18 protein-coding genes are annotated in these 23653 nt (G+C 60.0%); 7 read left to right on the forward strand and 11 right to left on the reverse strand.

Annotation, left to right across the window (positions count from 1 at the left end; all coding sequences use genetic code 11):
• Positions 1–17: 17 nt before the first annotated feature.
• The 5 genes from HNR38_RS15530 to HNR38_RS15550 all read right to left on the reverse strand — a co-directional run bounded on the left by HNR38_RS15530 (position 18) and on the right by HNR38_RS15550 (position 6925).
• Positions 18–560: a hypothetical protein gene (locus tag HNR38_RS15530; protein WP_183705983.1), complete on the reverse strand. Its 543-nt coding sequence runs from the start codon at positions 558–560 to the stop codon at positions 18–20.
• Positions 561–626: 66 nt separating this feature from the next.
• On the reverse strand, positions 627–2009 hold the full coding sequence (locus tag HNR38_RS15535) for a PAS domain-containing sensor histidine kinase (protein ID WP_246362740.1): 1383 nt from the start codon (positions 2007–2009) through the stop codon (positions 627–629).
• 283 nt (positions 2010–2292) lie between these two features.
• Positions 2293–3918, reverse strand: coding sequence for a FecR family protein (locus HNR38_RS15540; RefSeq protein WP_183705985.1), 1626 nt, complete (start codon positions 3916–3918; stop codon positions 2293–2295).
• The gene (locus HNR38_RS15545; RefSeq protein ID WP_183705986.1) at positions 3911–4639 is read right to left on the reverse strand and encodes a response regulator transcription factor; all 729 of its coding nucleotides are present in this window, start codon (positions 4637–4639) and stop codon (positions 3911–3913) included. Before HNR38_RS15545 ends, HNR38_RS15540 begins: the two co-directional genes overlap by 8 nt.
• A 141-nt stretch (positions 4640–4780) precedes the next feature.
• The gene (locus tag HNR38_RS15550; RefSeq protein ID WP_183705988.1) at positions 4781–6925 is read right to left on the reverse strand and encodes a DNA topoisomerase III; all 2145 of its coding nucleotides are present in this window, start codon (positions 6923–6925) and stop codon (positions 4781–4783) included.
• Between the two features lie 124 nt (positions 6926–7049).
• Here HNR38_RS15550 and HNR38_RS15555 point away from each other — a divergent pair, with 124 nt between their 5' ends.
• Positions 7050–7406, forward strand: coding sequence for a BolA family protein (locus HNR38_RS15555; RefSeq protein WP_183705990.1), 357 nt, complete (start codon positions 7050–7052; stop codon positions 7404–7406).
• Positions 7403–8026 (forward strand): L-threonylcarbamoyladenylate synthase, encoded by a 624-nt coding sequence (locus tag HNR38_RS15560; protein WP_183705993.1) that lies wholly within the window; start codon positions 7403–7405, stop codon positions 8024–8026. The genes HNR38_RS15555 and HNR38_RS15560 overlap by 4 nt, the downstream gene beginning before the upstream one ends.
• Before the next feature lie 15 nt (positions 8027–8041).
• Here HNR38_RS15560 and HNR38_RS15565 read toward each other — a convergent pair whose 3' ends face one another.
• On the reverse strand, positions 8042–8701 hold the full coding sequence (locus HNR38_RS15565; protein WP_183705995.1) for a hypothetical protein: 660 nt from the start codon (positions 8699–8701) through the stop codon (positions 8042–8044).
• 248 nt (positions 8702–8949) lie between these two features.
• Between HNR38_RS15565 and HNR38_RS15570 the strand changes: the two genes are divergently transcribed.
• The 4 genes from HNR38_RS15570 (at position 8950) to HNR38_RS15585 (ending at position 15729) form a co-directional block, all read left to right on the forward strand.
• Entirely contained in the window at positions 8950–10566 is a 1617-nt protein-coding gene (locus tag HNR38_RS15570) for a methyl-accepting chemotaxis protein (protein WP_183705997.1), read from the forward strand.
• Between the two features lie 184 nt (positions 10567–10750).
• Positions 10751–13693: a coiled-coil domain-containing protein gene (locus HNR38_RS15575; RefSeq protein WP_183705998.1), complete on the forward strand. Its 2943-nt coding sequence runs from the start codon at positions 10751–10753 to the stop codon at positions 13691–13693.
• The gene (locus HNR38_RS15580) at positions 13686–15110 is read left to right on the forward strand and encodes a hypothetical protein (RefSeq protein ID WP_183706000.1); all 1425 of its coding nucleotides are present in this window, start codon (positions 13686–13688) and stop codon (positions 15108–15110) included. Before HNR38_RS15575 ends, HNR38_RS15580 begins: the two co-directional genes overlap by 8 nt.
• Complete coding sequence (locus tag HNR38_RS15585; protein ID WP_246362741.1) at positions 15103–15729, forward strand: condensin complex protein MksE; 627 nt, start codon at positions 15103–15105, stop codon at positions 15727–15729. The genes HNR38_RS15580 and HNR38_RS15585 overlap by 8 nt, the downstream gene beginning before the upstream one ends.
• A 5-nt stretch (positions 15730–15734) precedes the next feature.
• Here HNR38_RS15585 and HNR38_RS15590 read toward each other — a convergent pair whose 3' ends face one another.
• Positions 15735–17588: a sensor domain-containing diguanylate cyclase gene (locus HNR38_RS15590; RefSeq protein ID WP_183706002.1), complete on the reverse strand. Its 1854-nt coding sequence runs from the start codon at positions 17586–17588 to the stop codon at positions 15735–15737.
• Positions 17589–17929: 341 nt separating this feature from the next.
• Between HNR38_RS15590 and HNR38_RS15595 the strand changes: the two genes are divergently transcribed.
• Entirely contained in the window at positions 17930–18607 is a 678-nt protein-coding gene (locus tag HNR38_RS15595; protein WP_183706004.1) for an alpha/beta hydrolase, read from the forward strand.
• On the opposite strand, the gene HNR38_RS15600 is transcribed toward HNR38_RS15595, so the two are convergent.
• From HNR38_RS15600 to HNR38_RS15615, 4 genes are all read right to left on the reverse strand, one after another.
• Positions 18598–19167 (reverse strand): Tll0287-like domain-containing protein, encoded by a 570-nt coding sequence (locus HNR38_RS15600; RefSeq protein ID WP_183706006.1) that lies wholly within the window; start codon positions 19165–19167, stop codon positions 18598–18600. The genes HNR38_RS15595 and HNR38_RS15600 overlap by 10 nt on opposite strands.
• 145 nt (positions 19168–19312) lie before the next feature.
• Positions 19313–21079: an ABC transporter ATP-binding protein gene (locus tag HNR38_RS15605; RefSeq protein ID WP_183706008.1), complete on the reverse strand. Its 1767-nt coding sequence runs from the start codon at positions 21077–21079 to the stop codon at positions 19313–19315.
• Between the two features lie 9 nt (positions 21080–21088).
• Positions 21089–22036, reverse strand: a complete 948-nt coding sequence (locus HNR38_RS15610; protein ID WP_183706010.1) for an acetamidase/formamidase family protein — start codon at positions 22034–22036, stop codon at positions 21089–21091.
• On the reverse strand, positions 22037–23653 hold the full coding sequence (locus tag HNR38_RS15615; RefSeq protein ID WP_246362742.1) for an ABC transporter substrate-binding protein: 1617 nt from the start codon (positions 23651–23653) through the stop codon (positions 22037–22039).

Consider the following 23653-nt stretch of genomic DNA (forward strand, 5'->3'; position numbering starts at 1 on the left):
TGCCGCCCGCGCCCGGATTATTCAATGATGTCCGAAACCTTGCCGTCTTCAAACCGGACTTCAATGGTGTCGAAGCGGGATTGCCAGAATCGCCAGCTGTCACTTTCCAGCGACGGCGTTTCGTGGGCGGGCGGATAGCCCCGGGCAATCAGGACGGCCTCTTTTGACATGCCTTCGGCGATACCGCCTTCCTCAATAGCATCACGCTCCAGTTTGCTGAATCCGCTCAGACTGACCGGCTGACTGCCAAAGTAACGGTCGTAGATCTCATCGATGGACAGTTTGGTGTATTTGGCAATGTTGACCAGCGTGACCTGCTGCCCGGTCTCCTGCACCCGGAAGGCAATCGCCTTGCCACTGGTGTCCAGGATTTCCACCTGGCTGTTCACCGGAATGAAAGTGTCCACCGCATAGTTGGTGGTTTCCAGTTTGCCTTTGTAGGACCACATGTTGATCTGTGTGACGGCAGAGGTGCCTTCGGTATGCTTGATCGGGCTGGGTGCGCAGCCAGCCAGAAGCGCAGCGGCCAGCAGGGCAGTGAGGGTTCTTGTCAGTATCACGAAACGACTCCTTTTTCGGGTTATGTCCAGTAACTTCAGATTAGCCCCGGCCACCCGGCTTTGCCATCAAATCATGGGGTCGGCCATGGGCAGCTTCAGGGTGAAGGTGGCGCCTTCGTGTGGTGTCGAGTCCACGGCAATCTCACCATGGTGTTTTTCGATCACCGTGCGAACAAACGACAGGCCCAGCCCGGCGCCATGGGGGCCAGCCAGTTCACTGCTTTTCTGGCGGTGATAGCGGTCGAACAGGTAGGGCAGTTCGCTGGGGTCAATGCCCACTCCCTCGTCAGCCACGGCAAAGCAGGCCAGGTGCCCGGCCCGATATACCTCGATGGTGATGTTTGAGTGCTCGGGGCTGTATTGCACGGCATTGGTCAGCAGGTTGATGATGGCCCGCTCCAGCAATTCGGCATTACCCCGCAGCCACAGGTCCTCAGTTCCGTTCAGTTGCAGGTTGATGGATTTTTTCATGGCCTGCTCGCAGACACTGTCGCGGGCATTCTCCACGATGGCCAGCAGTTCACAGTCGTAAAAGCGGGTTTCGGTCAGCTGTTCGGCGCGCGCCAGCTGCACAAACTCTTCGGCCAGTTGGTAACTGCGTCGGGCCAGAACGCCCAACTGCTCTATCTGGTGCTCATCGACGTGGCTGGGGTCCCGTTTCAGTTGCTCAATCAGGGCAAGCTGGGACACCAGGGGCGAGCGCACGTCGTGGGAGATGAAGTCGATCGCTTCACGGTGCTGCCGTTGCTGTTCGCGCAGTTCCGAAATATCGGAAATATTGGCAATGATGCCCAACTGGCCGGTTTCCGGCAGCTCAAAAGGCGCAAAATGGATCAGAAAGTCCTTGCCATGAAGTTTTAGATCGACGGTGCGGCTTTCCTGCTGGGTCAGGGTTTCGGAGACGGTTTCGTGCCAGGGCACGCCTTCCCGCGGATCGTGCCCCTGCAGCAGGGTGACCAGGGGCATGCCGCAGATGCTGGGCATGGGTTCATGGAACCAGCGTTCAATGTGCTGGTTGGCAAAGCGGATGGCGCCGAGTTGATCAGTGACGATGATACCGTCGGGCATGTGTTCGAAGCTGTGACGCATGAACGACTGCATCCGGGTCAGCCGGTCTGTGGCAAGCCTGACCCGTTCCACCCGGGCGGAAATGTGCTTTTCGGGGCGATCGGTAGGGCAGCGGTGGCGTTCATTGCCCAACGTCAGGTGCTGCAGATAGCGCTGGATAACCTCGCGGCTCAGGTCGTTACGCAATGACAACCCGAGCAGATAACTGGTGCCGCCCCGTTGCAGGCGAATCCAGCTCTGCTGTTGCTGGTGCTGCCAGCGACCGGCGTGTGGTAACGGCGGTGCCTCCGCCAGCGACATGTCCCGGTGCTCGATGACACTGTCGCCTTCCGCCAACAGCCAGCCTTCAGGCTGAAACAGGGCGCGGAACTGGGTCAGCAAACTGCTGGGTTGCTGGGCGGCGGGTTCTTTCAGTGAGAGGTTGGGCGCGCGGGCAATGTTTGTCCAGTCGGCGTTTGAGAAAACGGTCTATTTTGGCAAGCCGGATGCCATGGATGACGGTCAGGATGATCAGGGCCCAGAGAAGCCCGGAGGCCAGTGGGTGCTGGGATCCGGTGAGCGCCAGCATATAGCCGATGGCGACCAGGCTCAGGGACCAGAAAATGATTGTGACAGCGAGCCAGTCCCTTTTCATGCGTCTTGCTTGTGCTTCCCTGATCTATGATTATTCGAGGTACAGCTCTCTGCCCGGCCCCCATCGGCTGGCCAGTGGTCCGTCGGTCAGAGCCTTGACCCGGACAAAGTACCTTCTTCCGGGAATCAGGCGCAAGGCGGCCGTGGTGCCGGTCACGTCCGCTTCCTTGATGATATTCTGGAAACCCGGTTCCTGGGACAGTTGGAGCCGGTAGCCGCTGGCGGTGTCCACTTTTTCCCAGAAGGCCCGGACCTGGGACTCCAGATAATTGATGCTGATGATACGCACCGGTGGCAGCATCCCGTTGATGACAAGCTCCCGTGCCGGCGATCGGGCCACGGAATCACCGCCGGCTTCACTGACCACGCGCCAGTAATACTTGCCGGGCGACAGGGGCTGGGAAGGCAGAGCCGAGGTTTCAGGAGCCCATTCGCTGGAGGCGACCAGCTCTTCAAACGCCGGCGTCTGAGCGACTTCTACCCGCGCTACTTCGTTGGTTCCGTTCAGATCCCAGCGGAATTCCGGCATGTCGTCATCGAGTTCGTCGCCGTTGGCCGGGGCGATCAGTGTAGGCTCCCGGGCCTTCAGATCCACGGTAATTTCCCGGGTGGCCGGCATGCCTGTCAAACCACTGTTGTCCATGGCCGCCAACTGGATCTCGTAGCGACCGTTATCGAGTTTACTGATGTCGTAGCGGTTGCCGGAAACTTCCCGGCTCTGTATCCAGCTACCGGTTTCCTGGTTGAAAATGTCCAGGCGATAGCGGCTTGGCCAGTCTTCCTGCCAGGTCAATTCGGCCGGCAGCTGGTTCAGAACCTCCGGTATCGGGTCCAGTGTGGGGGCCGGGGGCAACTGGCGGATGCTCAGGTCACGGCTGCCCGCGGTGGAGACGCTGGCGCCATAACCGGCCGGGATCCGGCGGGTTTTGCCCGGGGGGCCAAAGTCCACAGCGCCATCGGTTACCTGAACGTCGCTGCCAGTGCTCCGGGTCTGCATGGAGAACACCGTGCCTTTGACGGAGGCAACCGCATTGGGGGTGCGAATCTCGAAATGGCCGCCTTTGGTGGTAATCGGCTCAACCCGGCTGTGCACTTCGCCCTTACGCAGTCGAAGGCTGGTATCCACCAGCCCTGCCGATCCGTAGTGGGTCAGGCGGTTGAACATCAGCCTTGAATGGGGGGACAGGCGCAGCTCTGAACCGTCGGCCAGTCTGACCGTTGCCGAGCCGGCTTCCGAGAGGATTTCATCACCGACATTGATGCCTGTGTCCCGGCGCAGGGTCTGCTTGCGACCGGTGCTGCCGGAGATGTGATAGACGTTTCCGGTCAGCGATACCACGCTTGCCGGCTGCTGCTGGCGGTCAAGCCAGGATAGAGGGATATTGAGCTGGTCACCGGCCTCCAGTTCGCTGGCTGAACTGAGGCCGTTGAAACGAAGCAGTTGGGCGGCTGAACGGTTTCTGGCCAGCAGCTTTCCGGCGACGGCGTCAACACTGTCGCCCTCGGCCATGGTGTAGTGCCAGGTAGGCGTGACGCCGGCACCGCTCGTGTTGTTCGGCAATGCCGAGCCACGGGCAATGGAGAGCCCTGCCAGCGCGATGGCAGGCGCCAGGGCAAGAACCAGGAGCAGGGCGCAGCGGCGAACGAACTCAGGCATCGGCGGTCTGGGCTGACTCGGTAGGGGTTTCGTCTGAGGGCTTAATGGCCTCAAGCCGATAACCCCGTTGATAGATGGTCTTGATGCGGAATCCGTTCTCCGGATTGAGTCCCAGCCGGCGGCGCAGGCGGCTCATGTGGGTATCGACGGTCCGGGTGTTGATGTCCCGGGTCAGTCCCCACACGCGCTCAAGCAGCATCTCCCGGGTCAGCAGCCGACCCTGGTTCTGGAAAAGAAACAGCGTAAGGTCAAAATCTTTGTCCGTAAGGGTCAAGGGCTCGCCGTGTAACTCGATGCTGCGCTGATGAGTGTTGACCTCGAATGGCCCATACACCAGTACTTCCTTGTCGGTTTCCGGGTTGCTCCTGCGCGCCAGGGCATTGATACGGGCCACCAGTTCCGCTGCCCGGGCCGGTTTGGCGATGTAGTCATCGGCACCGGCATCAAGTGCCCGCACGATATCGGTTTCACTGTCGCGCTGGGTCAGAAAGATGGCCGGCAGCGGCCAGTTCAGGTTGGCCCGGACATTCTCGAGCACAGCAATGCCGGTCATGTCCGGAATCTGCCAGTCCAGAATCATCAGGTCGTAGCTGCGATGCAGTACCGCCCCCAGGAACGACTGGCCTGTGGGGAAACTGTCACAGACATGGCCTCGTTCCGAGAGAACCGCCTGGATGTTCTGCGCCTGTTCAAGTTCGTCTTCAAGCAGAGCAATGCGCATCAAGCCTGACCTTTGATCGAATTATCCTATGATGTCTGAGTCTGTACATGAAGTGTACGGTGTGTACAGAAAACAGACGCCATTACCGGACGATTATTTCAGAAAAGCGGGCACTCTTCAGCACCCATAGGTAAAATTACATCACCTGGGCGCCGGTTTTCCGTTGTTGTCATCCAGTGTTTGTCGGCAGGCCGGGAAATTACTGCAGCCCCAGAACCAGCCTTTTTTGCTGCGTCTGCGTACCAGTGGGGAAAAACAGTGCGGGCAGGGAATGGGTTTCTGTCCGGTGCCGTCCTCCGGGGCATTGTCCTCAATGGGCCGTGTGCCTTTGCATTTGGGGTACCGTGTGCAGGCGAAAAAGGCGCCGAACTTGCCTTCTCTCTCGACCATGGGTGCCCGGCACTTGGGGCAGTGCACGCCTTGCCGGGGGCCGGTGTGTTCCTGCCCCGAGGGCGCGCGATGGATCAGCTCCTGAATTTCTGTTCGCAGGTTGGTCAGAAACAGACCGGCGTCTGCCTCCCCGGAGCGGATGGCCTCCAGCGTTGATTCCCATCGGGCGGTCCGGTCCGGGGTGCGCACCGCGTCCGGAAGCGCGGCGATCAGGTCTTTGCCTTTGGCCGTTGCCCGGATAAAGCGTTTTTCCCGGTACAGGTATTCGCGCTTGAACAGGGTTTCGATGATACTGGCCCGGGTAGCTTCGGTACCCAGCCCATCGGTTTCCCTCAGGGTCTTGCGCAGTTCAGGATCGGCCACGAACCGGGCAATGTTGGTCATGGCCTGAAGCAGGGTGGCGTCGGTGAAAGGCTGGGGTGGCCGGGTCTGGCGTTCGTTGGCTGCACATTGGCTGCAGACCACCGGTTCGTTTTTGTCCAAACGGGGCAGGGGGGCTTTCTCCGCCGGCTCGCTGGTATCCCGTTTGTGAATCTGCAGGGTCTTCCACCCGGGGCTGGCGACGGCTGTTTCGGTGGCCCGAAAACGGTGCTCCTGAACCTGCACGGTCAGACGCCCCTCCCGGTGAATGGCATCCGGCGCAAACTGCATCAGGTAATAACGGCTGACCAGGCCATAGATCTTCTGTTCGGCATCGCTCAGGGCCCGGGTGCTGCCTCGGGTCGTGGGAATGATCGCGTGGTGGGCATCCACCTTGCGGTCATTCCAGGCAGAGGATTTCCGTCCGCTATCCAGGTTGCCCAGTAGTGGTTCGAGTGCCGGGGCAACCCGGCTGATGGCCTGCATAACCTGGCTTGCCTGCTGGCGCTGATCCTCGGGCAGGTAACGGCAGTCCGAGCGGGGATAGGTGATCAGTTGATGGCGTTCGTAAAGAGACTGGGCTGTATCGAGGACCTCCCGGGCTGCCATGCCATACAAACGACCGGCTTCAATCTGCAGTACCGACAGCGACAGGGGCAGGGGCGGTGCTTCCCGCCGATCCCGGAAACGGGATTCGACGATCTGGCCCGGGCGTCCTTCGACACTGGCAGCAATGGCCTGTGCAACCGACGGGTCCAGCAGCCGGTTCTCTTCATCCAGGTATTGGCTGTAATTTTCATCGGGCAGCCAGCGGGCGATGAACGGTCGCTGGTCGACATCCGGTTCCCGGGCATGGAATTGTGCTTCCACCCGGTACCAGGGTTTCGCCTGGAAATGTTCAATCGCATTATCCCGTTCAACCACCAGGCCCAGCACCGGCGTCTGGACCCTGCCAACCGAGTAGACACCCTGCTCACCCTGTTGCTGGTAACTGAGCGTGTAAAAGCGGGTGAGGTTGATGCCGTAGAGCCAGTCAGCCTGCTGGCGGGCCTGGGCCGACAGCGACAGTTGCCGGAATTCGCTGTTATCCCTGGGACTGTTCACGGCCCTGGTGACCGCCGCCGGGGTCAGGTCATTGATCAGGATGCGTTTCACCGGAACCTTCGCGCCGGCGTGTTCCAGGACTTCGTCAACCAGCAACTGGCCTTCCCGATCCGGGTCGCCGGCGTGGGTGATGATCTCGGCCTGTCGGATCAGGGCTTTGAGCACCGTCAGTTGTTGCTTGACGCTGTCCCTGGGCATCAGCAGCCACTGCTTGGGTAGCAGTGGCAGGTGTTCCAGGCGCCAGCTTTTCCAGCTCGGATCGTAACGGGCGGGTTCCGCCGGTTCCAGAAGATGGCCGATGCACCAGGTGACCGTGGCCGCCTGGCTGCCTTTGCCACAGCGGATCCAGCCCTGGCCTTTCTGGTGAGGGCCGGGCAGGGCAGCGGCAATGGCCCGTCCGAGACTTGGTTTTTCGGCAATATAAAGATGCATGGAGTCTGGTGTTGTGCGGGTGGGCAGGCAATGTGGCGCTTTAGTGGTAGGCTGTCAAGGTTCGGGGCTGCGCCCCATTGTGTAGTAAACTGGCAAGCACACACACCGTACAGGTTGGATGACGATGAAGGTTCAGAACGCGATCGAAGCCAGGCTCCGCGAGGCCTACGATGTTCGGGAGCTGGTGGTGGAAAACGAGAGTCACATGCACTCGGTGCCGCCGGATTCGGAAACGCATTTCAAGGTGACCCTGGTCTCGCCGGCCTTTGCCGGGCAGATGAAGGTCAAACGTCATCAGGGCATATACCGGGTATTGGCTGAAGAACTGGCAGGGCCGGTTCATGCACTGGCACTGCATCTCTATACACCGGAGGAATGGGAAAGCAGTGGCCAGGCATCACCGGAATCCCCGAACTGTATGGGCGGTTCCAAGGGCGATCAGGCCATGGATGACAAACTGAAACAGGGAGCAGATGTATGAGCCAGTTTTTCCAGATTCACCCGGAGACACCCCAGAAACGTCTGATCAAGCAGGCTGTGGAGATCCTCCGTCAGGGGGGCGTGGTGGTCTACCCCACCGATTCGGGCTACGCCATCGGTTGTCACCTGGGAGACAAGCAGGCCACGGACCGGATCAAGCGTATCCGGCGGTTGGACGACAAGCACAACTTTACGCTGGTGTGCCGGGATCTGTCCGACATTGGGGTCTATGCCAAGGTCGACAACACCCAGTACCGACTGCTCAAGACCTTCACGCCAGGCCCCTACACGTTCATCCTCGATGCCACCAGCGAGGTCCCACGTCGGCTGCTGCATCCCAAACGTCGCTCCATTGGCGTGCGGGTCCCGGATAACGAGATCGTTCGTGAACTGTTGGGCGAACTGGGTGAGCCAATCATGAGCAGTACCCTGATCATGCCAGGGGAAGAGGATCCGATGACCGATCCGGAAGACATCCGTGACCGCCTCGAACACGAAGTGGATCTGATCATTGACGGCGGGAACTGTGGCATGGAAGCAACCACGGTGGTCAACTTCACCGGCGAAGTGCCGGAAATCGTGCGGGTCGGCAAGGGTGACCCGGAACCCTTCAGGGTATGATGTTCTGCCCGGGCCTCAGGCCCGGGTGTTCAGGTTGAAGGCGTAACGTCGGGCGTCCTCTGCGCTGATCTCCGTGCCACCGGCGTTACGTTTGAGGTTGTCATACCGGTGGACAAGGTCCTGCAGGCCATTGAACTGCTGATTTTCGCTGACCAGTGCGTCCAGCAGGGAGTTGTGCACGCCGTAGGCCTGATTCAGTTTCAGGGCGTTATCCACAAAGTGCAGGGTCGGTTCGTTGGTGCTCAGCCGGCTGAAGGACTCCTGAAAGCTCCGGTTGTTGTTCAGGTCCTGTTCGATACGGGCACGGACGGCATCCGGCAGCGTGCCCTCGACCTGGGTGCGGCCACCCTCTCCTTTGGTGACATTCAGGGCGGTGGACGGGTTCAGATTGTACTCGGCAAGCTTGTGCCGCAGGGTTTCCCGAACATGGGACAGATCCTGGGCGATGGTCTGTTTGTATTCCGCCACTGACAGGTTTCGGGTTTTCAGGCTGCCTTCGCTGTCCTGATCCCGCCCGGACGGAGTGAAGCGGTCGTCGCCCGGTGTGCCGGCTGCTTCGGGTGCCTTGGTCGTGGTCGTCTGGGCCTGCTCGCTGGCCGGTTTCGCGGACTGACGACTGTCCATGGCCTGCTGAAAGCGGCCGCTTGCCTGTATGAGCGATGCCAGCAAAGACATGGTTGATTTACCTCCACCGGCGGAAAAGAGTTGCCGGGAATCTGTCGGGGAATGTGTTTATTCTTTGACTTTGCAAATGCCGGGCCAGATTTATGGCGGAGGTGGCAGCAAAATTGCAGTAAATGGCTGTTGCCGGCTGTCGGTATGACCTGTGTCATGTAAAAAATGGCGTCGCGCTATAAAGTTATCCGTCACTTGGCCGTCATTCCTATCAGGTCGCAACTCTCTGATCACAAAGCCGGGGCGTCATGAAAAAACATTATTCCATCCGATTTCTGCTGCTGGCGGCACTGGCCGCAGCGTTTATCATTATCCTGGTTTTCACGATTGCCTACGGCGCCTACTCCCAGCGGGCCCACGTTGAAGAATATTCCCACAAGTATGTGGATGGGCTGGCCAAATCCTTTTTTGACGGTCTGAACACCATGATGGTGACCGGCACCATCGGTAACCGGGATATGCTGCGGGAAAAGGTGACCGCGCCTGACGATGTGCTGGATGTTCGGGTCATCCGCAGTGAGCTGTTGAAGGCCCTGTACGGCGACGGCAACATTGATGAGCAGAGCCAGGGTGAACTGGAGAACCGGGCCCTGAAAGGCGAGCGGGTGGAGCATTATTCCCGCAACGAGGAAGGCCGGGTCTATACCCTGGTTGAGCCGGTGGTTGCCAGCGCCAACTACCAGGGCGTGAACTGTCTTGGCTGCCACCAGGCAGAAGAGGGCGATATTCTCGGTGCCATCCGGGTCGATTATTCCCTGGCCGCCAGTGATGCCCGACTGCAAAACCAGTTGTTGTTCAATGGTGGTATCCAGATCCTGATTTTTGTGGTGATCTTCGCGCTGACGACCATTTTCCTCGGCAAACTGGTGTTTTCCCGTCTGCGTCGTCTGCACGACCGTATGGACGAAATCTCCCGTAATTCCGATCTTTCCATCGAGCTGGAAGTAAGCCGGAACGACGAAATCGGTACCGTGGCCCGTGCCTTCAATCGCATGGTGGCAAAAATCCGCGAAAGCATGCTCACGGTTCAGCAGAGTGCCGCACAGGTAGAGACCGCCGCCAGATCCATTTCAGGCAAGGCGGAAACCACTGAGCGGGAAGTTCTGGCACAGAAAGACAACACCGATCAGGTGGCCAGCGCCACTACCGAAATGGCGGCGTCTGCCGTCCAGGTGCGTGAAAATGCCGTCAATACCGCCCGCAAATCCGGTGACACCACCCGCGCGGCGGAAAATGGCGAGCAGATGGCACGCACCGCCGTGCAGGGTATTGAATCACTCAACAATGAAGTGCAGGCCGGTGCCCAGCGGATTGAGCAACTGGATCAGCGCACCACCGAAATGGCGGACCGGCTGGAACTGATTTCCGAGATTGCTGACCAGACCAACCTACTGGCGCTGAACGCGGCCATCGAGGCGGCCCGTGCTGGTGAACAGGGCCGTGGTTTCTCGGTGGTGGCCGATGAGGTGCGGGCGCTGGCTTCCCGCACCCAGGATTCCACCGAGGAGATCCGGAAAACCATCAATGGCCTGAAGAGTGAGGTGGTGGACTGTGTCGGCACCATGCGTCATGCCTCCGAACTGGCCCAGGATCAGGTGGACGCGATCCTGAAAGTGGAAAACGAGCTGCAGACCATTGCCGCCGCCGTCCGGGAAATCACCGGGCTGAATGAGGAGATGGAAAACGCGGCGAACGAACAGAGCGAAGTGTCCGAATCCATCAACCACAACGTGATCGAAATCAGCCGTTCAGCGGAGCAGACCTCCAGCGACGCCCAGGAGACTGCCCGGATCGCCGGGGACCTGCTGTCCATGGCTGAAACCCTGCACAAAACCATCGAGCAGTTCCGACTGTCCAGGAGCTGATCTGCACGCCATGGATGGCGCCAATCCCATGTCCTGTCCCGGTGGCGTTGAGGTCACTGCAGCGGCATTTCTCTGCTACCATGGCGCTTTTCCTGCCAGGCCGTGCTGACACCTTTGGGCTGGCAACGCCCGTGCTGAAACGGCCCGGCAACAGGTAATTGCATGGAACAGGAGAGAGATCCGCATGACTGATACTCGGGCGGCAGAGAACGTCTTTACCTTCGGGATACGCCGGCTGGTGCTGGTGGACTCCGCGGGGTTCTGTTACGTGGAAATTCCGGTGGATAACCACGGCCTGATTCTGGGGCCGGGAAATCTGGGTAAGTCCAGCCTGCTCAACTCCCTGCGTCTGTTCCTGTTGCCGGAGAACAATTTCCGGAAAAGCCGCAAGAAGTTCGCGTTCCGTAATGCCAGCGCCGGCAGTTTCTATTCCAACGAAGAGAGCTATCAGCACTATTTTCCCAGTCAGTTCAGTTTTCTGATCATGGAAGCCGAGAATCCGGCAGGGGTTCACTGCCAGATTCTTTACCGGGACAACAGCAGCCAGCTCAGCTACGGCCGGATTTTCGCCCCGGTCAGTTATGACCAGTTGCGGCCGCTGTTCTGGGATGGGGACGACCCCGACGGGATTGGCCAGGCCAGGGCGGACCTGTCCCTTAAAAAGGTCTCGGAAGCGGTCAAAAAGCTGTCGAAGGACACCCGTTTTGTGAACGATCCGGCCAGGCTCCGGACCATGCTTTACAGCAGCGAGTTGATGGATGCCGATGCCGTGCGTTACTCGGTCTTGCCGCTGGGTGAATCGGATGAGCGACGGGTCCAGTCACTGCGAACCCTCATCCTGCTGCTCTTTGAAATGAAGGCGGACGATCAGGCCATGGCGAATGCCGTCGCCAGCATCGTTGAGGCAGACAAGAAGTTTTCCGATGACGCCTTCGACTTCAACATCGACGAATTCCTCAACCGGCACGAGGAGCTCCGTGAGCGCCAGACCCAGCTCAACCGCATTGAACGGGAGCGCCCGCAGTTCGACCGCCTGAGCCAGGACTATCAGGATTATCACCAGCTGCTGGAAAGCCAGCAGGTGTTTGCCGCTTTCCGGGAGGGGCTGTCGGACGCCCTGAAGGACTCGGCCCAGCGCAGAGAATCCGCTGTCCGTCAGTTTCAGGAGCACAACGACGCCGTCCGGCACCTGGCGCAGTCCCTGAAAAAACTGGAACAGGAAGCCGGTAGTCTCAAGGGTGAAATCAAATCTGCTGAGCGCAGCCTGAAGCGGGCGGAACAGGATCAGCGCGACGGTGAACTGCTGGCATCCCAGTATGGCGATATGAGCCTGCGGGAAATCGAGGACGTGCTGAACGAAGAACTGGAGCGCAAACAGTCACATCTCGGCGCGCTTAAAAGTGCCGCCCAGGCAGAAGTCCGCCTGGAGCAGATTGATCGCAAACGGCAGGAGCTGGAGCAGCAACTGACCGATCTGGGGCAACGGGAAAGCCGCCAGCAGTGGCAGTTGGCCAATCAACTGGACGATTCGGTCGCTGCCCCTCTGCGGGCAATTGACCAGCGACTGACCCAGGCCAGCCCCGGCGAGGCGCTGGATGACCATGCCCGTCAGGCTATCGAAGCCTTTTCCAGCCTGCTGAAAGCACAAAGTGATGGCTATCAGTGGTTCGATACCCATTATCCGGCTGTGCCCGCCCAGCAAGAGGATTATGCCGCCCGCCGGCAGCACCTGCAGGGGGAAATCCATGGTCTGGAGCGGGAGCGCGCGGAACTGGCGGAAACCGGCGACCAGCCTCAGGACCGACCGAAGCTGATCGAGCGGACGGAAAAGGAGATCCAGGCGACACAGAAGGATCTCGACACCCTCAAACGGTTCCCCGGGGCTGAAACCCGGTTGCGTGATGCCAGTTCCGAGAAAGACGCCGCGGAGCAGGCCCTGGCCCGAATTGAAGAGCAGGCGGGGCTGGAGCAGGAGCGACTGGATGCGGTTCAGGAAAAAGCGGCCCGGGCCCGGGCTGAAAAGGATCGTGTCGAAGAGCGCCAGGCAGAGCTTGATCAGCTCCGGCGCAGTGTCAGTACCGTCGAGCACCGGTTTCCGCAGCTCAAGGCCGCCCAGTGTGAGGAGGTCATGGCCACCGAACAGGTCTCGGTTGCCGCCTTTGACGATCTGCAGACCCGCCTTGACGATCTGGAAGCGCTGCGGCGGAACATCACCACCCATCTGACCCGGTTTGTTCTTCAGGGCCTGCTCGAGGATACCGATGGCGAACTCCAGAAGGATGGCCCGGCACCATCGGCCATCCGGGATGCTTTCCGTCGGTTGTCCGACCTGTTTGCGGGGCTGGCTGAAGAGTGGAAGGTCTATCAGGAACAGGTGGCCATTCACAACGAAACGGTGGCCAGCTATCGCCAGGCCCTGAAATCGAACCATGAACACATTGCCCGGTTTGAAGCCCAGCTTAACCGGGAACTGGAGGGCGTGCAGATCAACGATCTGGTGGAAATCCGGGTGGATATCCACACCGATCCGAAGTTCCGGAACCTGGTGGAAGAAGCCAATAACATCGACCCCTATGGCAACCAGTTGCAGTCGGATGCCTTCTATGACCGGTTGCGGGTGTTCGTGGCGGACTTTTTTGGCGAGCAGGATGGCAGCAAACGCCTGACCATGGACCGGGTCATTACCGGTATTTCCTACCGCACCCGCAAGGAGAACGCCACCGGCCTTGATCGCAAGGGCCAGTCCACCTCAACCACCGCCCTGATCAATCTGGAGCTGGTGTACCGGCTGCTGCGCCGGGTACTGTACCCGGGTGTGGAACTGTCGTTCCCGCTGGTGCTGGATGAGCTGGCCAGTGTTGATATCTCGCAGGTGCCGGGGTTGCTTGAGCGCCTGGGCAACCAGGGCTTCAATCTTTTTGCCGCCGCCACCCACAGCGCCAGCGCGGAAGTGATTTATCTCATCGGGCGACATCTGGAAGTGGGGCAGATGCGCACACGCCGGCCTTACAGCCCCCAGCGCAGTCTGGTGTTCTGGGGCGGAGCCGAAGGCTTTACCGGCGACCAGCCGGTCAGCCACTGGGTGGATCAGAGCCAGGATAACCTGCTGGAGCCGGCCGATGAGTAAACGCTTCAGTACGCTGGATACCACCCGGCTGCTGTTTGACCATCCCCGGATTCTGTTCCGCCTGATTGAGCGGATGGATCGCAGGGAGCAGCGCTACGTGCTTGAAAGCGATCTGGTGGCGGAAGTGATGGAGTACAGTCGTAATCTGGGCCGGGCGGACCGGGACCGGGTGCGACTGGCACTGAATACCGACAACCTGTTCCGGTCCGGGCTGGTGATCGACATCGTCAAGGCCGATGGCGAACGCCGGCTGGTGTTTCAGGAGGCTCTGCTGAACCTGATGCGGGCCTGCAACGCCTCGCTCTACCAGGAGTTGACCGACGCCCGTCTCAGGGGCCATCTGGTGACCCTCCGGGACGTCCGTGACCGGCTGGAACTGAGCACCTTCAGTGAATCCGATCCTGATTTCACCGAACTCAGGGATGATCTGAACGAGCGGGTAAGCCAGCTTATAGGTCTTCTTCGCCAGAACGTGATCCGCATGCAGAGCATCAGCACCCAACTGGCGGACATGTCGGGCGATGCCAGCCGGGTGCCGGACAGGTTCCCGGAGTTCCGGCAGAACCTGTTCGAACAGATCGTGACCCTGTATGAACGCCACATCAAGCCCACGTTGGTGTTTCTCAATCCAGACACACGGCTTGCCGACGGCAGCAACCTGTTTGAAACCCTGGAGGCCATGGTTGCGCAACTGGAGAGCCACGGCGACCATGAGCTGGCGGACCAACTGTTTCGTTCCTCGCTCAGTCTTAACGCTCTTTACAAGCCCATTCAGGCGGTTGCCCGGGAAGTGGAGCATTTTCTGCGCAAGACCCGGCGGGGGATGGTGCAGTACAACGCCATGGAGCACTTCTATGCCCAGCTCAGGGAGCTCAAGGGCGAAACCGAAACCCTCAGCATGCGCCGGAAATGGCTGGAGGGAGGCGAATTCGCACGGGGCACGGGCTTCCTGCTGGGGCTGAGGGCGCAGGCAAGGCCAAAACACTATGCCTTCGGATCCTCAACGAGCTATTACCAGTTGATGTTCAGCGAGCTGGCGCTGAGGCTTTCGGACCTGCGACGGCAGAACGAGATTCCCGTGTTGCAGGAAGTGGAAGGCAGTGCCCGCCAGACCCATGTGGACCTGCAGCGGATCCGTCAGCTCTACGACTGGCTCGAGACACTCCGGTTGCGTCCGACCGGCGATCTGGTGCGGGAGCTTCATGGCCGCCTGGACGGCTTTATGCCCGGTTACCGTTTCCCCGATCTGCTGGCGGCGCTGAACCGCCTGCTGAACCATCCACCGGAGGGTTTCCGGGTTGCCACCACCAACCGGTTCCGGACGCTGGAGCTGACGGAAGGGGAACAGGAAGTTCCGGAGCAGTTTGTTTACCGTAAACGCCGGCTTGAATCAGAGACAGAGATAGACGATGACTGAATACGCTGATCAGACCCCGCCCAACCCTGAACAGACTCCGGCCACTGGCCGTGACGGTTTTGAGGACGTTCTGCCGGCCCACAGCGCTGCCATCTACCGGGAATTCCAGTCCGGGCGGGTGATTGTGCGTGATCTCTGGGACGAAAACCGCTCCGAACTGGTGGCCAACCCTCACTACAACCTGCTGTACAATCATCTGAGTCATTTCCGAACCCTCTATGAGCACCTGGGCAGCGAGCTGGTGTTCAACGAGGATGGGGCCTTTTTCTACCTCAAGGAAAGCAGTGACGAGGACAACGAGGAGCACGATGAGAATGCCTTTCGCGTGCAGGTGGTCCTGCTGCTGATTGGGCGTTACTTTGCCCGTAGCGGGCGTGACCTGGACTATCTTGGCCGGCCGGACGCGGGACTGAACGAGGAGGACCTGCAGGCGCTGTCAACGGATGACGAGTACCAGGACATACTGCGCGCGGCCCGGTTTGAAAAAGGGGTGAGCGAAGCGGTGGATTATCTGGACAAGCGCAACCTGCTGTTCCGAGCCGGCCCGGGCCGGTGTTTTCTCAGCTCTGCCGGCATGTATTTCCTGTCGGAACTGGTCCGGGAATATGAACAGTCCTGAGAGGTTCAGGCATAGGCCACGTTGTTACGCCCGGAGCCTTTGACCTGATACATGGCCATATCGGCCCGGTTCAGCAGTTCCTCGGCCGTCTGGCCGTCATCGGGAAAGAGTGCCACGCCCACGGATACCCCGATCTGGACATCCTGCCCCTGAACGCGGAACGGCTGGTTCAGTACGATAACGGTCTTTTCTGCAATCAACTCGACATCTTCCGGGCGATCCAGAGGCCCGGACACAATGAGAAACTCATCGCCCCCGCGCCGGCCGACAATGTCCTCCCGGCGAATGCAGTGCTCCAGGCGTCTGGCGACATGCTGCAAAAGCTCGTCCCCGGCCTGGTGCCCGAGGGTGTCATTCACCGGCTTGAAACGGTCCAGGTCGAGATAAATAACCGCAAACTGTCCGTGATCACGGCGGGCCTGTTCTATGGCCTGCTTCAGATGCAGGTTGAGGGCCATCCGGTTGGGCAGTCCGGTCAGTGGGTCGTGGTTGGCTTGGCGCAGCATCTGTGCCTCGGCCCGGATCCGCTCGCTGATATCACTGAAGGCAAGAACCAACTGCTGGATCTGTCCACGCTCGTTCCGGACCGGTGACATGGTCAGCAGGTAAGGGCGGCTCTGGCCGTTCAGGGTTTTCAGCCAGACTTCACCCTGCCAGGCATTCTCGGCAATCAGCCTCTGCTTCAGTTGCTCGGGCAACGGGTGCTTTCTGCGCCCGGCGTCGAGGAACTCGCTGATGCTCCGGTTTTCGAGGTCTTTTAAGTCGATGCCCGTGATTTCAGTGAATGCCGGGTTTGCCCGAATGATTTGCAGGTCCGCATTGGCAACGATCATCGCCTCGTGGGTATGGACGAATACCTGATGCGCCAGGCGCAGTTCCTCCGTTGACCGCGCGATTTCGGCCGTTTGCCGGACGAGTGCCGTGGTAACCGGCCCGATGGAAAGCCAGACCCCCAGCCCCCCGACGGCGGACAATGCCAGAATGGCTGCGGCGCTGAGCATGATCTGCCGTTCCACACCCCCGAAAATGGCATCCACGGTCTGATGCATGTGTAATTGCCAGTCGTAGCCGTCCACCCTGTTGACGAATGACAGTACGTCGGTGCCGTCATCAAGCCGTGCGTGAAAATGCTCCAGTTCCTCGGGCTTGTCGACGCCCTCGCGCATGGCTAGACAGAGCTCAGGTGGTGTGATTTCCATCTTTCCCGTGGTTTCGTTCAGTGCCACTCGTCGGGACATATCCCGTTTCATCAGGCAGACCCCGATGCCTGTTTCATTCTCGTTCAGGAATACGCCCTTGAGCGGGGTCAGGGAAAACAGCAGCAGATCACGACCGACGACCCGCTCGTTCCGGGTTATCGGGCTGCTGGCCAGCATCAGCGGTGTATCCGCGTCCGGCGTTTCAGCCAGCGGGAAGTTGCGGATATCCAGCCGGATGGAGGGTTGGATGTTCTCGGGCAGAACTCCGGCCAGTGGGCCAAGACGGATCACTTCATGACCTTCACGATCATAACGGATGAGCGCCGCCAGATTATCGAGGGGGGCGATAGCATCACTCAGGCGGGGTTCCGAAAAGGTCTTGAGAGCAGTCAGGGACATCTTCCCTTGCGCGTAATCTGCCATGGCTGCGGCCAGCTCCGAGCGGCTGGCGGTCTGGCGTGCCAGGTCCTGGTGCTGGTCAAACAGGGTATGGAGGTTACGGGCCTTGGCCCGTGCCACACTGGCAGCGGATTCGACGGCGTTGTTGTGTAGCGTGTTGATGAGCGGGATAGCGACGATAGCCGCGATGGTTACGCCGGTCATTACCACGGCCACAATGGCGATGGTGGTAATGCGTCTTTTCTGCTCAAAAATATCCATGAATCCAGCCATGCGGCATGAGTAAATGCCTGTCCATCATATCCGAATTTTGAAGCGTGTATAGCAGGCAGCCGTCATGGTATGGGGCTGAGCGCCAGTGGATTGCTTTGAAGTCTCTCCATCGGTGTTTGGTGGCCAGAACGTCTTGCCAATGAATCCTTATTACTGACTATATTATCTACATATAACTGCTGCAGAGCCATTGCCAAGCGGCCAATTGCCGCAGGGAATGGCTGACACTTGATCCCAGCCGGCATCCGGGCTTTGCAGATGTCTCAGGGTAAACGCCGGTGTTCCGGTTCTGGTATCCTCTGGCATCCATTTGTCTGCAGGAGTCGCCAATGTCTTCCCTGGAAAGTCTGATTATCGAGACCGGTGAAAACCCGGATGCCAGTGTCATCTGGTTGCATGGCCTGGGAGCCAGTGGTCATGATTTCGAGCCTCTGGTGCCAGAGCTGGCGTTTGCCCGTGAGCATGCCGTTCGGTTTATCTTCCCTCACGCACCGGAAATGCCGGTGACGGTCAATGGTGGCATGCGCATGCCTGCCTGGTACGACATTCTGGCGATGAACATTGACCGGGAAGTGGATGAGAAGCAGTTGAGGGTGTCAGCAGAACAGGCCGGCCGACTGATCGATCAGGAACGGGAAAAGGGGATCGCACCGGAGCGCATTCTGGTGGGTGGTTTCTCCCAGGGCGGAGCCGTTGCCTATGAACTGGCCCTGAGTTATCCGCAGCGGCTGGCCGGGTTGTTTGCGTTGTCCACCTACTACGCCACCGCCGGCTCCATCCAGCGCTCCCCGGCGAATGAGGGCCTGCCGGTGTTCATCGGGCATGGCAGCCACGACCCGATTGTGCCGGAGGCCCTGGGCCGGGCGGCCGTTACCACCCTGGAGCAGCAGGGCTACCAGCCGGAGTACCACCGTTATGGCATGGAGCACAGTGTCTGCCTGGAGGAGGTCCGGGATCTGGATGCCTTCTGCAGCCGCTGTCTGTCAGGTGGTGTGGCTCAGGGCTGATAGGTCACCACGAAGGCACCGCGCAGCTCACCCTCGGAAAAGCCGGTGGCCTGGTCCCGGGGGTAGAGTTCCTTCAGTTTTGCCTGCACTTTCGGGTCAATGGAGGTTCCATGGCATTTCAGGCACATACCCTGGGTGGGAATGGCGCTCATGTACTGAAAGCGCGGCTGCCCTTCGGCGTCTGACACCTGCCAAACTTCCACTGGTTTACCGTCCCTTACCGGTTGCGCATCCATTGCCTGCAGCTGAAGCTGCTGCCATTCAGTCGGCACATTGTCCGGATTGCGCAGCTTCAGGCTGGTTCGGGCGATTTCCCAGCTTCCCTGACTGTTCTGTGCCGCGATCTCCGGGGCCAGGGTGTTGCACGCGGCAATGCCATTGGCCAGTCCGCCATCCTTGACCGCCTGTTGAAGCGCCTGCTTGAGTGTCCCGCCAAAGTTCTTGACCAGGGCCCGGGCCTCGGAGACCAGCTCGTCGGTTGTCGGTTCAGCCGGCGTTGCCGTTGCCAGAACCGGGAAGGCTGAGAGCAGCAGGGCTGCCGCCATGGGTTTCATTGACATGGTGTTCCCTCCGGATTGATGACTGTCAGAAGTATAGGTAAGGAGGGAACAGGATAACTTGAGTTGGCTCACTTATTCCATAAAGTTTTTTGGTTATTCCATATTGTGGGCGTTGCTCGGTTCAACCGTTTGTCGTCCGGCGTGATCAGGCCTCGATGGCGACCCAGTGGCCCCGGGCAACCTCGTCATACTGACTCGGTGCGATGGCCTGACCTTTGGGGCGAATCGGGTCGGGGGCCTGACTGTCGGCCAGCAGGCTTCTGAAATCCCGTTTGCTGTCCAGTGCCGGTATGGGCACCGCGGAAAGCAGGCGTTTGGTGTAAGGGTGCTGCGGGTTGTGCAGTACCTGATCCCGTGTGCCGATCTCGACAATCCGGCCGCCGAACATCACGGCCACCCGGTGGCACAGGCGCTCAACCACGGCCATGTCGTGGGAGATGAACAGATAGCTGAGATTGTATTGACGTTGCAGGTCCTCCATCAGATCAAGAACCTGTGACTGCACCGATACGTCCAGAGCGGAGACGGGCTCATCGGCCACAATGATCTGGGGGTTGAGCGCCAGGGACCGGGCGATACAGATGCGCTGTCGCTGACCACCGGAGAACTGGTGCGGATAACGGGTCATGACGTCAGCCTCGGGCAGGCCGACTTTACCGAGCAGTTCGGCCACCTGGGCCGTGCGTTCTTCCGCGCTCCCCCGGCCGTGGATCAGCAGTGGTTCGCCCACCAGTTCGGCGATGGTCTTGCGGGGATTGAGCGCGGCAAACGGATCCTGAAAGACCATCTGGATATCCTGCCGGACCGCCTTCAGGGCGCTGCCTTTCAGTCCCCGGATGTCGCGCCCGCGGACCTTTATGGATCCTTCAAAATTGAGCATGCTCATCAGTGCCCGACCGGTGGTGGACTTGCCACAACCGCTTTCGCCCACCAGTCCCAGGGTTTCCCCTTCATAGAGTTCGAAGTTCACGTCGTTGACGGCGTGAACCTCGGTGGCTGGCTCAAACAGCGATTTCTTGCGCATGGGGTAGCGGACATTCAGTGCCTCCACTTCCAGAACGGCCGGTTTTTCAGGGCGCTCCTCCAGCGGGGGAGCGGTGCCTAGCCGGGGCACCGCGGCCAGGAGTTTGCGGGTGTAGTCCGCCGCGGGGCTGGAGAACAGCGTGCGGATCGGGGCGGTTTCCTCCACCAGGCCCCGGTTCATCACGACTACGTCGTCAGCCATCTCGGCCACCACGCCCATGTCATGGGTTATCATCAGCACACCGGTGTCGTATTCCTGCTGAAGCTCCCGGATCAGTTCCAGTATCTGCGCCTGGATGGTCACATCCAGTGCCGTGGTCGGTTCATCCGCAATCAGGATCCGGGGGCTGCACAGCATGGCCATGGCGATCATCACCCGTTGGCGGAGGCCGCCGGAGAGTTCATGGGGGTACTGGCGAAGGCGTTCGGAAACCTTCGGGATCTTCACCGCATCCAGCATGGCTCGTATGCGCTGCCAGGCCGCCTCGCCAGTGGCGATGCGATGGCGTTTCAGGGTCTCCATCATCTGATCGCCAATGCGCATAATCGGGTTCAGTGAGGTCATGGGTTCCTGGAAGATCATGCCGATGCGTTGGCCCCGGATGGCCTGCATCTCACGTTCTGACTGGCTCAGGAGGTCCTGGTTGTCATAAAGGATGGCCCCGCTGGGTAACCGGGCCATCTTCGGAAGCAGGCCCATGATGGCCAGTGCCGAGAGCGATTTCCCGCTCCCGGACTCACCGGCGATACACAGAGTTTCCCCGGGCTGGATATGGAAACTCAGGTCATCGACCACTCGTTTTCGGGACGGTCCCTGACCAAACTCAATGCTCAGATTCTCAACCGATAACAGCGTCTGCCTGACATTTGCTGATGCAGGGACTGTCATTTTTACCTCCTAGTTAAAGACCACTCTGGGCACATAGAACGACACCACATGGTTGGGCACATCCACTATCTCGCTGATTCGCAGATCGCCGCATACTGAACAGAGCATGTAGGCCTGCTCAACGGGCATGCGCTGCTCCCGGGCGACCCAATCCACGGCGCCACTGACCGCGTCACGGGCCGCCTGGAGCAGGTCCGGGCCGATGCCGGTAAAGACCTCGTAGCCGTCCTTGTCCAGGTGGCGGGTGACCGGTCCCGCGGTGGAGAAACGGGGCATGGCCAGCGAGGTGTCCTTGATCAGGTCCACCGTGACGGTGATGTCCATGGCGCTTTCAATAGCGGTGCCACAGATTTCACCGTCGCCCTGAGCCGCGTGGGTGTCGCCGATGGACAGCAGGGCCCCGGCCACTTCCACCGGCAGGTACAGGGTTGAGCCTGCGTTCAGGTCCCGGATGTCCAGGTTGCCGCCAACCCGGCGGGGAGGAACCACCGAATGCAGCCCCGGTTCCGCCAGTGCCAGGCCGATGGTTCCGGCAAATGGCTTGAGCGGCACCCGGGCATGGTCACCGAACATGGCCGGGGCCATGCTGGAGGTGTCGTAGTTCCACAATGCCAGTGCCGGATCCTTGAACTGGTCTGCCAGCAGACCAAAGCCGGGAATGTTGGCTGTCCACCCGAAGCCGGAGGGTCGGAAACTGTCGATGGTGATTTTCAGGATGTCACCGGGTTCGGCGCCCTCGACAAAGACCGGCCCGGTGACCGGGTTGATCTTGTCAAACGGCATGGATGCGACGGCGTCGGTGGTCGACGCTGGCGTGAAATGACCGTTTCCGGAGTCCTTGCATTCCAGCTCCAGAGTGGCCCCGGGGGCCACTCTGGTAACCGGTTCCAGGCTGTTATCCCAGCCATGGTGATGGTGATGCCCATGGATGGTTTTCACTAAACCGTTGTCACACATTTATTTCACCCAGATGTAGTCGTAGTTGACCGGGACGTGGACCGGGTCCACATACAGGGCATCGTCGCCACCCATGCGCTTGGAATGAACGGTGACTCGCTGCTCGTTGAAGATCGGCACCCAGGGGGCGTCATCCATGGCCTGGGTAAAGACACTGCCCCAGAGTTCCGCGCGTTCTTCCTGCCGGTCCGGGTCAGCCATGGCATCGGCTTTGGCGCCCAGGGCATCCAGTTCCTCGTTGCAGTACCAGGCCCAGTTCCAGCCACCGGGAACCGCGCCGTCGCAGCCGAGAATCGGGCCCCAGAAGTTTGAAGGATCCGGGAAGTCGGCAATCCACGCCATGCCGCCTGACCAGATCATCGGAGCCTGGTCCTTGACGCCGCCAGCGGCGATCACGTTGGCCTGTGCCAGTGAACGGATGTTGGCGGTAATGCCGATGTTGGCCAGATCCTGCTGCATGGCCTGGGCAATACGGGGCTGGGGATCGGTATTCATCACGAACAGTTCGGTTTCAAAACCGTCGGGGTAGCCGGCTTCCGCCAGCAGTGACCTGGCGGCCTCCGGATCGAAGCTGAAGCCTTCGTAGTCTTCATCGTAACCGGGCATCGCCGGGGGCAGGGGCTGGTTGGCCGGAGTGGCGCGACCGTTGATAATGCGCACGATCCGGTCCTTGTTGATGGCCATGTTGATGGCCTGGCGAACCTTTAGGTCATCCAGTGGAGGCATGGTCACATTCAGGGTGAGGTAGCCGGTGTGCAACTGGTTGCCGGTGACCATCAGGTCCTGGAAACGCGGGTCGTTCTTGAACTGCAGGAACTTGGCCGGTGGAATGCCATCGCCGGCGATATCCACTTCGTCCCGTTCCAGGCGCTGAAGGGCGACCAGCGGTTCCTGGCCGATTTCAAAGGTGATGGTATCCACGTAGGGGACGCCGTCCCGGAAATAGTCGTCGTTCTTCTCGAACGTCAGTTTCTGGCCCAGGGTCCAGTCGGCCAGCTCATAGGCGCCGGTGCCAACCGGGTGTTTGCCGAAGTCCTCACCGTATTCTTCGACCGCCTCTTTGGGCACCACCGAGGCGAAGTTGAGCCCCATCACATGCAGGAAGGTGGCGTTGGGCGCGGTCAGTTCGATGGCCACGGTATAGTCGTCAATGACGGTCACGCCCGCCAGCTCGGTGGTCTCGCCGGCGGCGACCGCGTCATAACCCACGATGGGGGAGAAGAAGCCAGCACCGGGGCTCTTGGTGTCCGGATTGGCAGTCCGCTCCAGGGAATATTTCACGTCCTCGGCGGTCATTTCCCGGCCGTTGTGGAAGGTGACGCCCTTGCGCAGCTTGAAGGTGTAGGTCTTGCCATCCTCAGAAAGCAAATAGCTTTCGGCAAGGTCGGTGCGCAGGTCGGTGGTGCCCGGATCGTAATCCATCAGGCCGTCGAACAGGCTCTTGATCATTGACCAGTTCTGCCAGTCGTAACCGATGGCTGGGTCGAGGGTGGCGACGTCGTTCTGGTAGGTCACGATGATGTCGCCGCCTTTGTTGGGTTCGGCAGACACTCCGGTTGCTATCAGCATGGAGGTAATGGCACTGGCCAGAAGGCGCTTTCGGGTTTTTAACAGCAT

It is taken from the genome of Marinobacter oulmenensis (assembly GCF_014201735.1).
GTDB classification, from domain to species: domain Bacteria; phylum Pseudomonadota; class Gammaproteobacteria; order Pseudomonadales; family Oleiphilaceae; genus Marinobacter; species Marinobacter oulmenensis.

Excerpts from the sequence above, each read along its gene's own strand:
- HNR38_RS15605 (WP_183706008.1), bottom strand. The coding sequence starts at position 21,079 with ATGACAGTCCCTGCATCAGCAAATGTCAGGCAGACGCTGTTATCGGTT.
- HNR38_RS15555 (WP_183705990.1), top strand. The coding sequence starts at position 7,050 with ATGAAGGTTCAGAACGCGATCGAAGCCAGGCTCCGCGAGGCCTACGAT.
- HNR38_RS15565 (WP_183705995.1), bottom strand. The coding sequence starts at position 8,701 with ATGTCTTTGCTGGCATCGCTCATACAGGCAAGCGGCCGCTTTCAGCAG.
- HNR38_RS15560 (WP_183705993.1), top strand. The coding sequence starts at position 7,403 with ATGAGCCAGTTTTTCCAGATTCACCCGGAGACACCCCAGAAACGTCTG.
- HNR38_RS15570 (WP_183705997.1), top strand. The coding sequence starts at position 8,950 with ATGAAAAAACATTATTCCATCCGATTTCTGCTGCTGGCGGCACTGGCC.
- HNR38_RS15550 (WP_183705988.1), bottom strand. The coding sequence starts at position 6,925 with ATGCATCTTTATATTGCCGAAAAACCAAGTCTCGGACGGGCCATTGCC.
- HNR38_RS15590 (WP_183706002.1), bottom strand. The coding sequence starts at position 17,588 with ATGGATATTTTTGAGCAGAAAAGACGCATTACCACCATCGCCATTGTG.
- HNR38_RS15540 (WP_183705985.1), bottom strand. The coding sequence starts at position 3,918 with ATGCCTGAGTTCGTTCGCCGCTGCGCCCTGCTCCTGGTTCTTGCCCTG.
- HNR38_RS15585 (WP_246362741.1), top strand. The coding sequence starts at position 15,103 with ATGACTGAATACGCTGATCAGACCCCGCCCAACCCTGAACAGACTCCG.
- HNR38_RS15575 (WP_183705998.1), top strand. The coding sequence starts at position 10,751 with ATGACTGATACTCGGGCGGCAGAGAACGTCTTTACCTTCGGGATACGC.
- HNR38_RS15615 (WP_246362742.1), bottom strand. The coding sequence starts at position 23,653 with ATGCTGTTAAAAACCCGAAAGCGCCTTCTGGCCAGTGCCATTACCTCC.
- HNR38_RS15595 (WP_183706004.1), top strand. The coding sequence starts at position 17,930 with ATGTCTTCCCTGGAAAGTCTGATTATCGAGACCGGTGAAAACCCGGAT.
- HNR38_RS15600 (WP_183706006.1), bottom strand. The coding sequence starts at position 19,167 with ATGTCAATGAAACCCATGGCGGCAGCCCTGCTGCTCTCAGCCTTCCCG.
- HNR38_RS15610 (WP_183706010.1), bottom strand. The coding sequence starts at position 22,036 with ATGTGTGACAACGGTTTAGTGAAAACCATCCATGGGCATCACCATCAC.
- HNR38_RS15580 (WP_183706000.1), top strand. The coding sequence starts at position 13,686 with ATGAGTAAACGCTTCAGTACGCTGGATACCACCCGGCTGCTGTTTGAC.
- HNR38_RS15545 (WP_183705986.1), bottom strand. The coding sequence starts at position 4,639 with ATGCGCATTGCTCTGCTTGAAGACGAACTTGAACAGGCGCAGAACATC.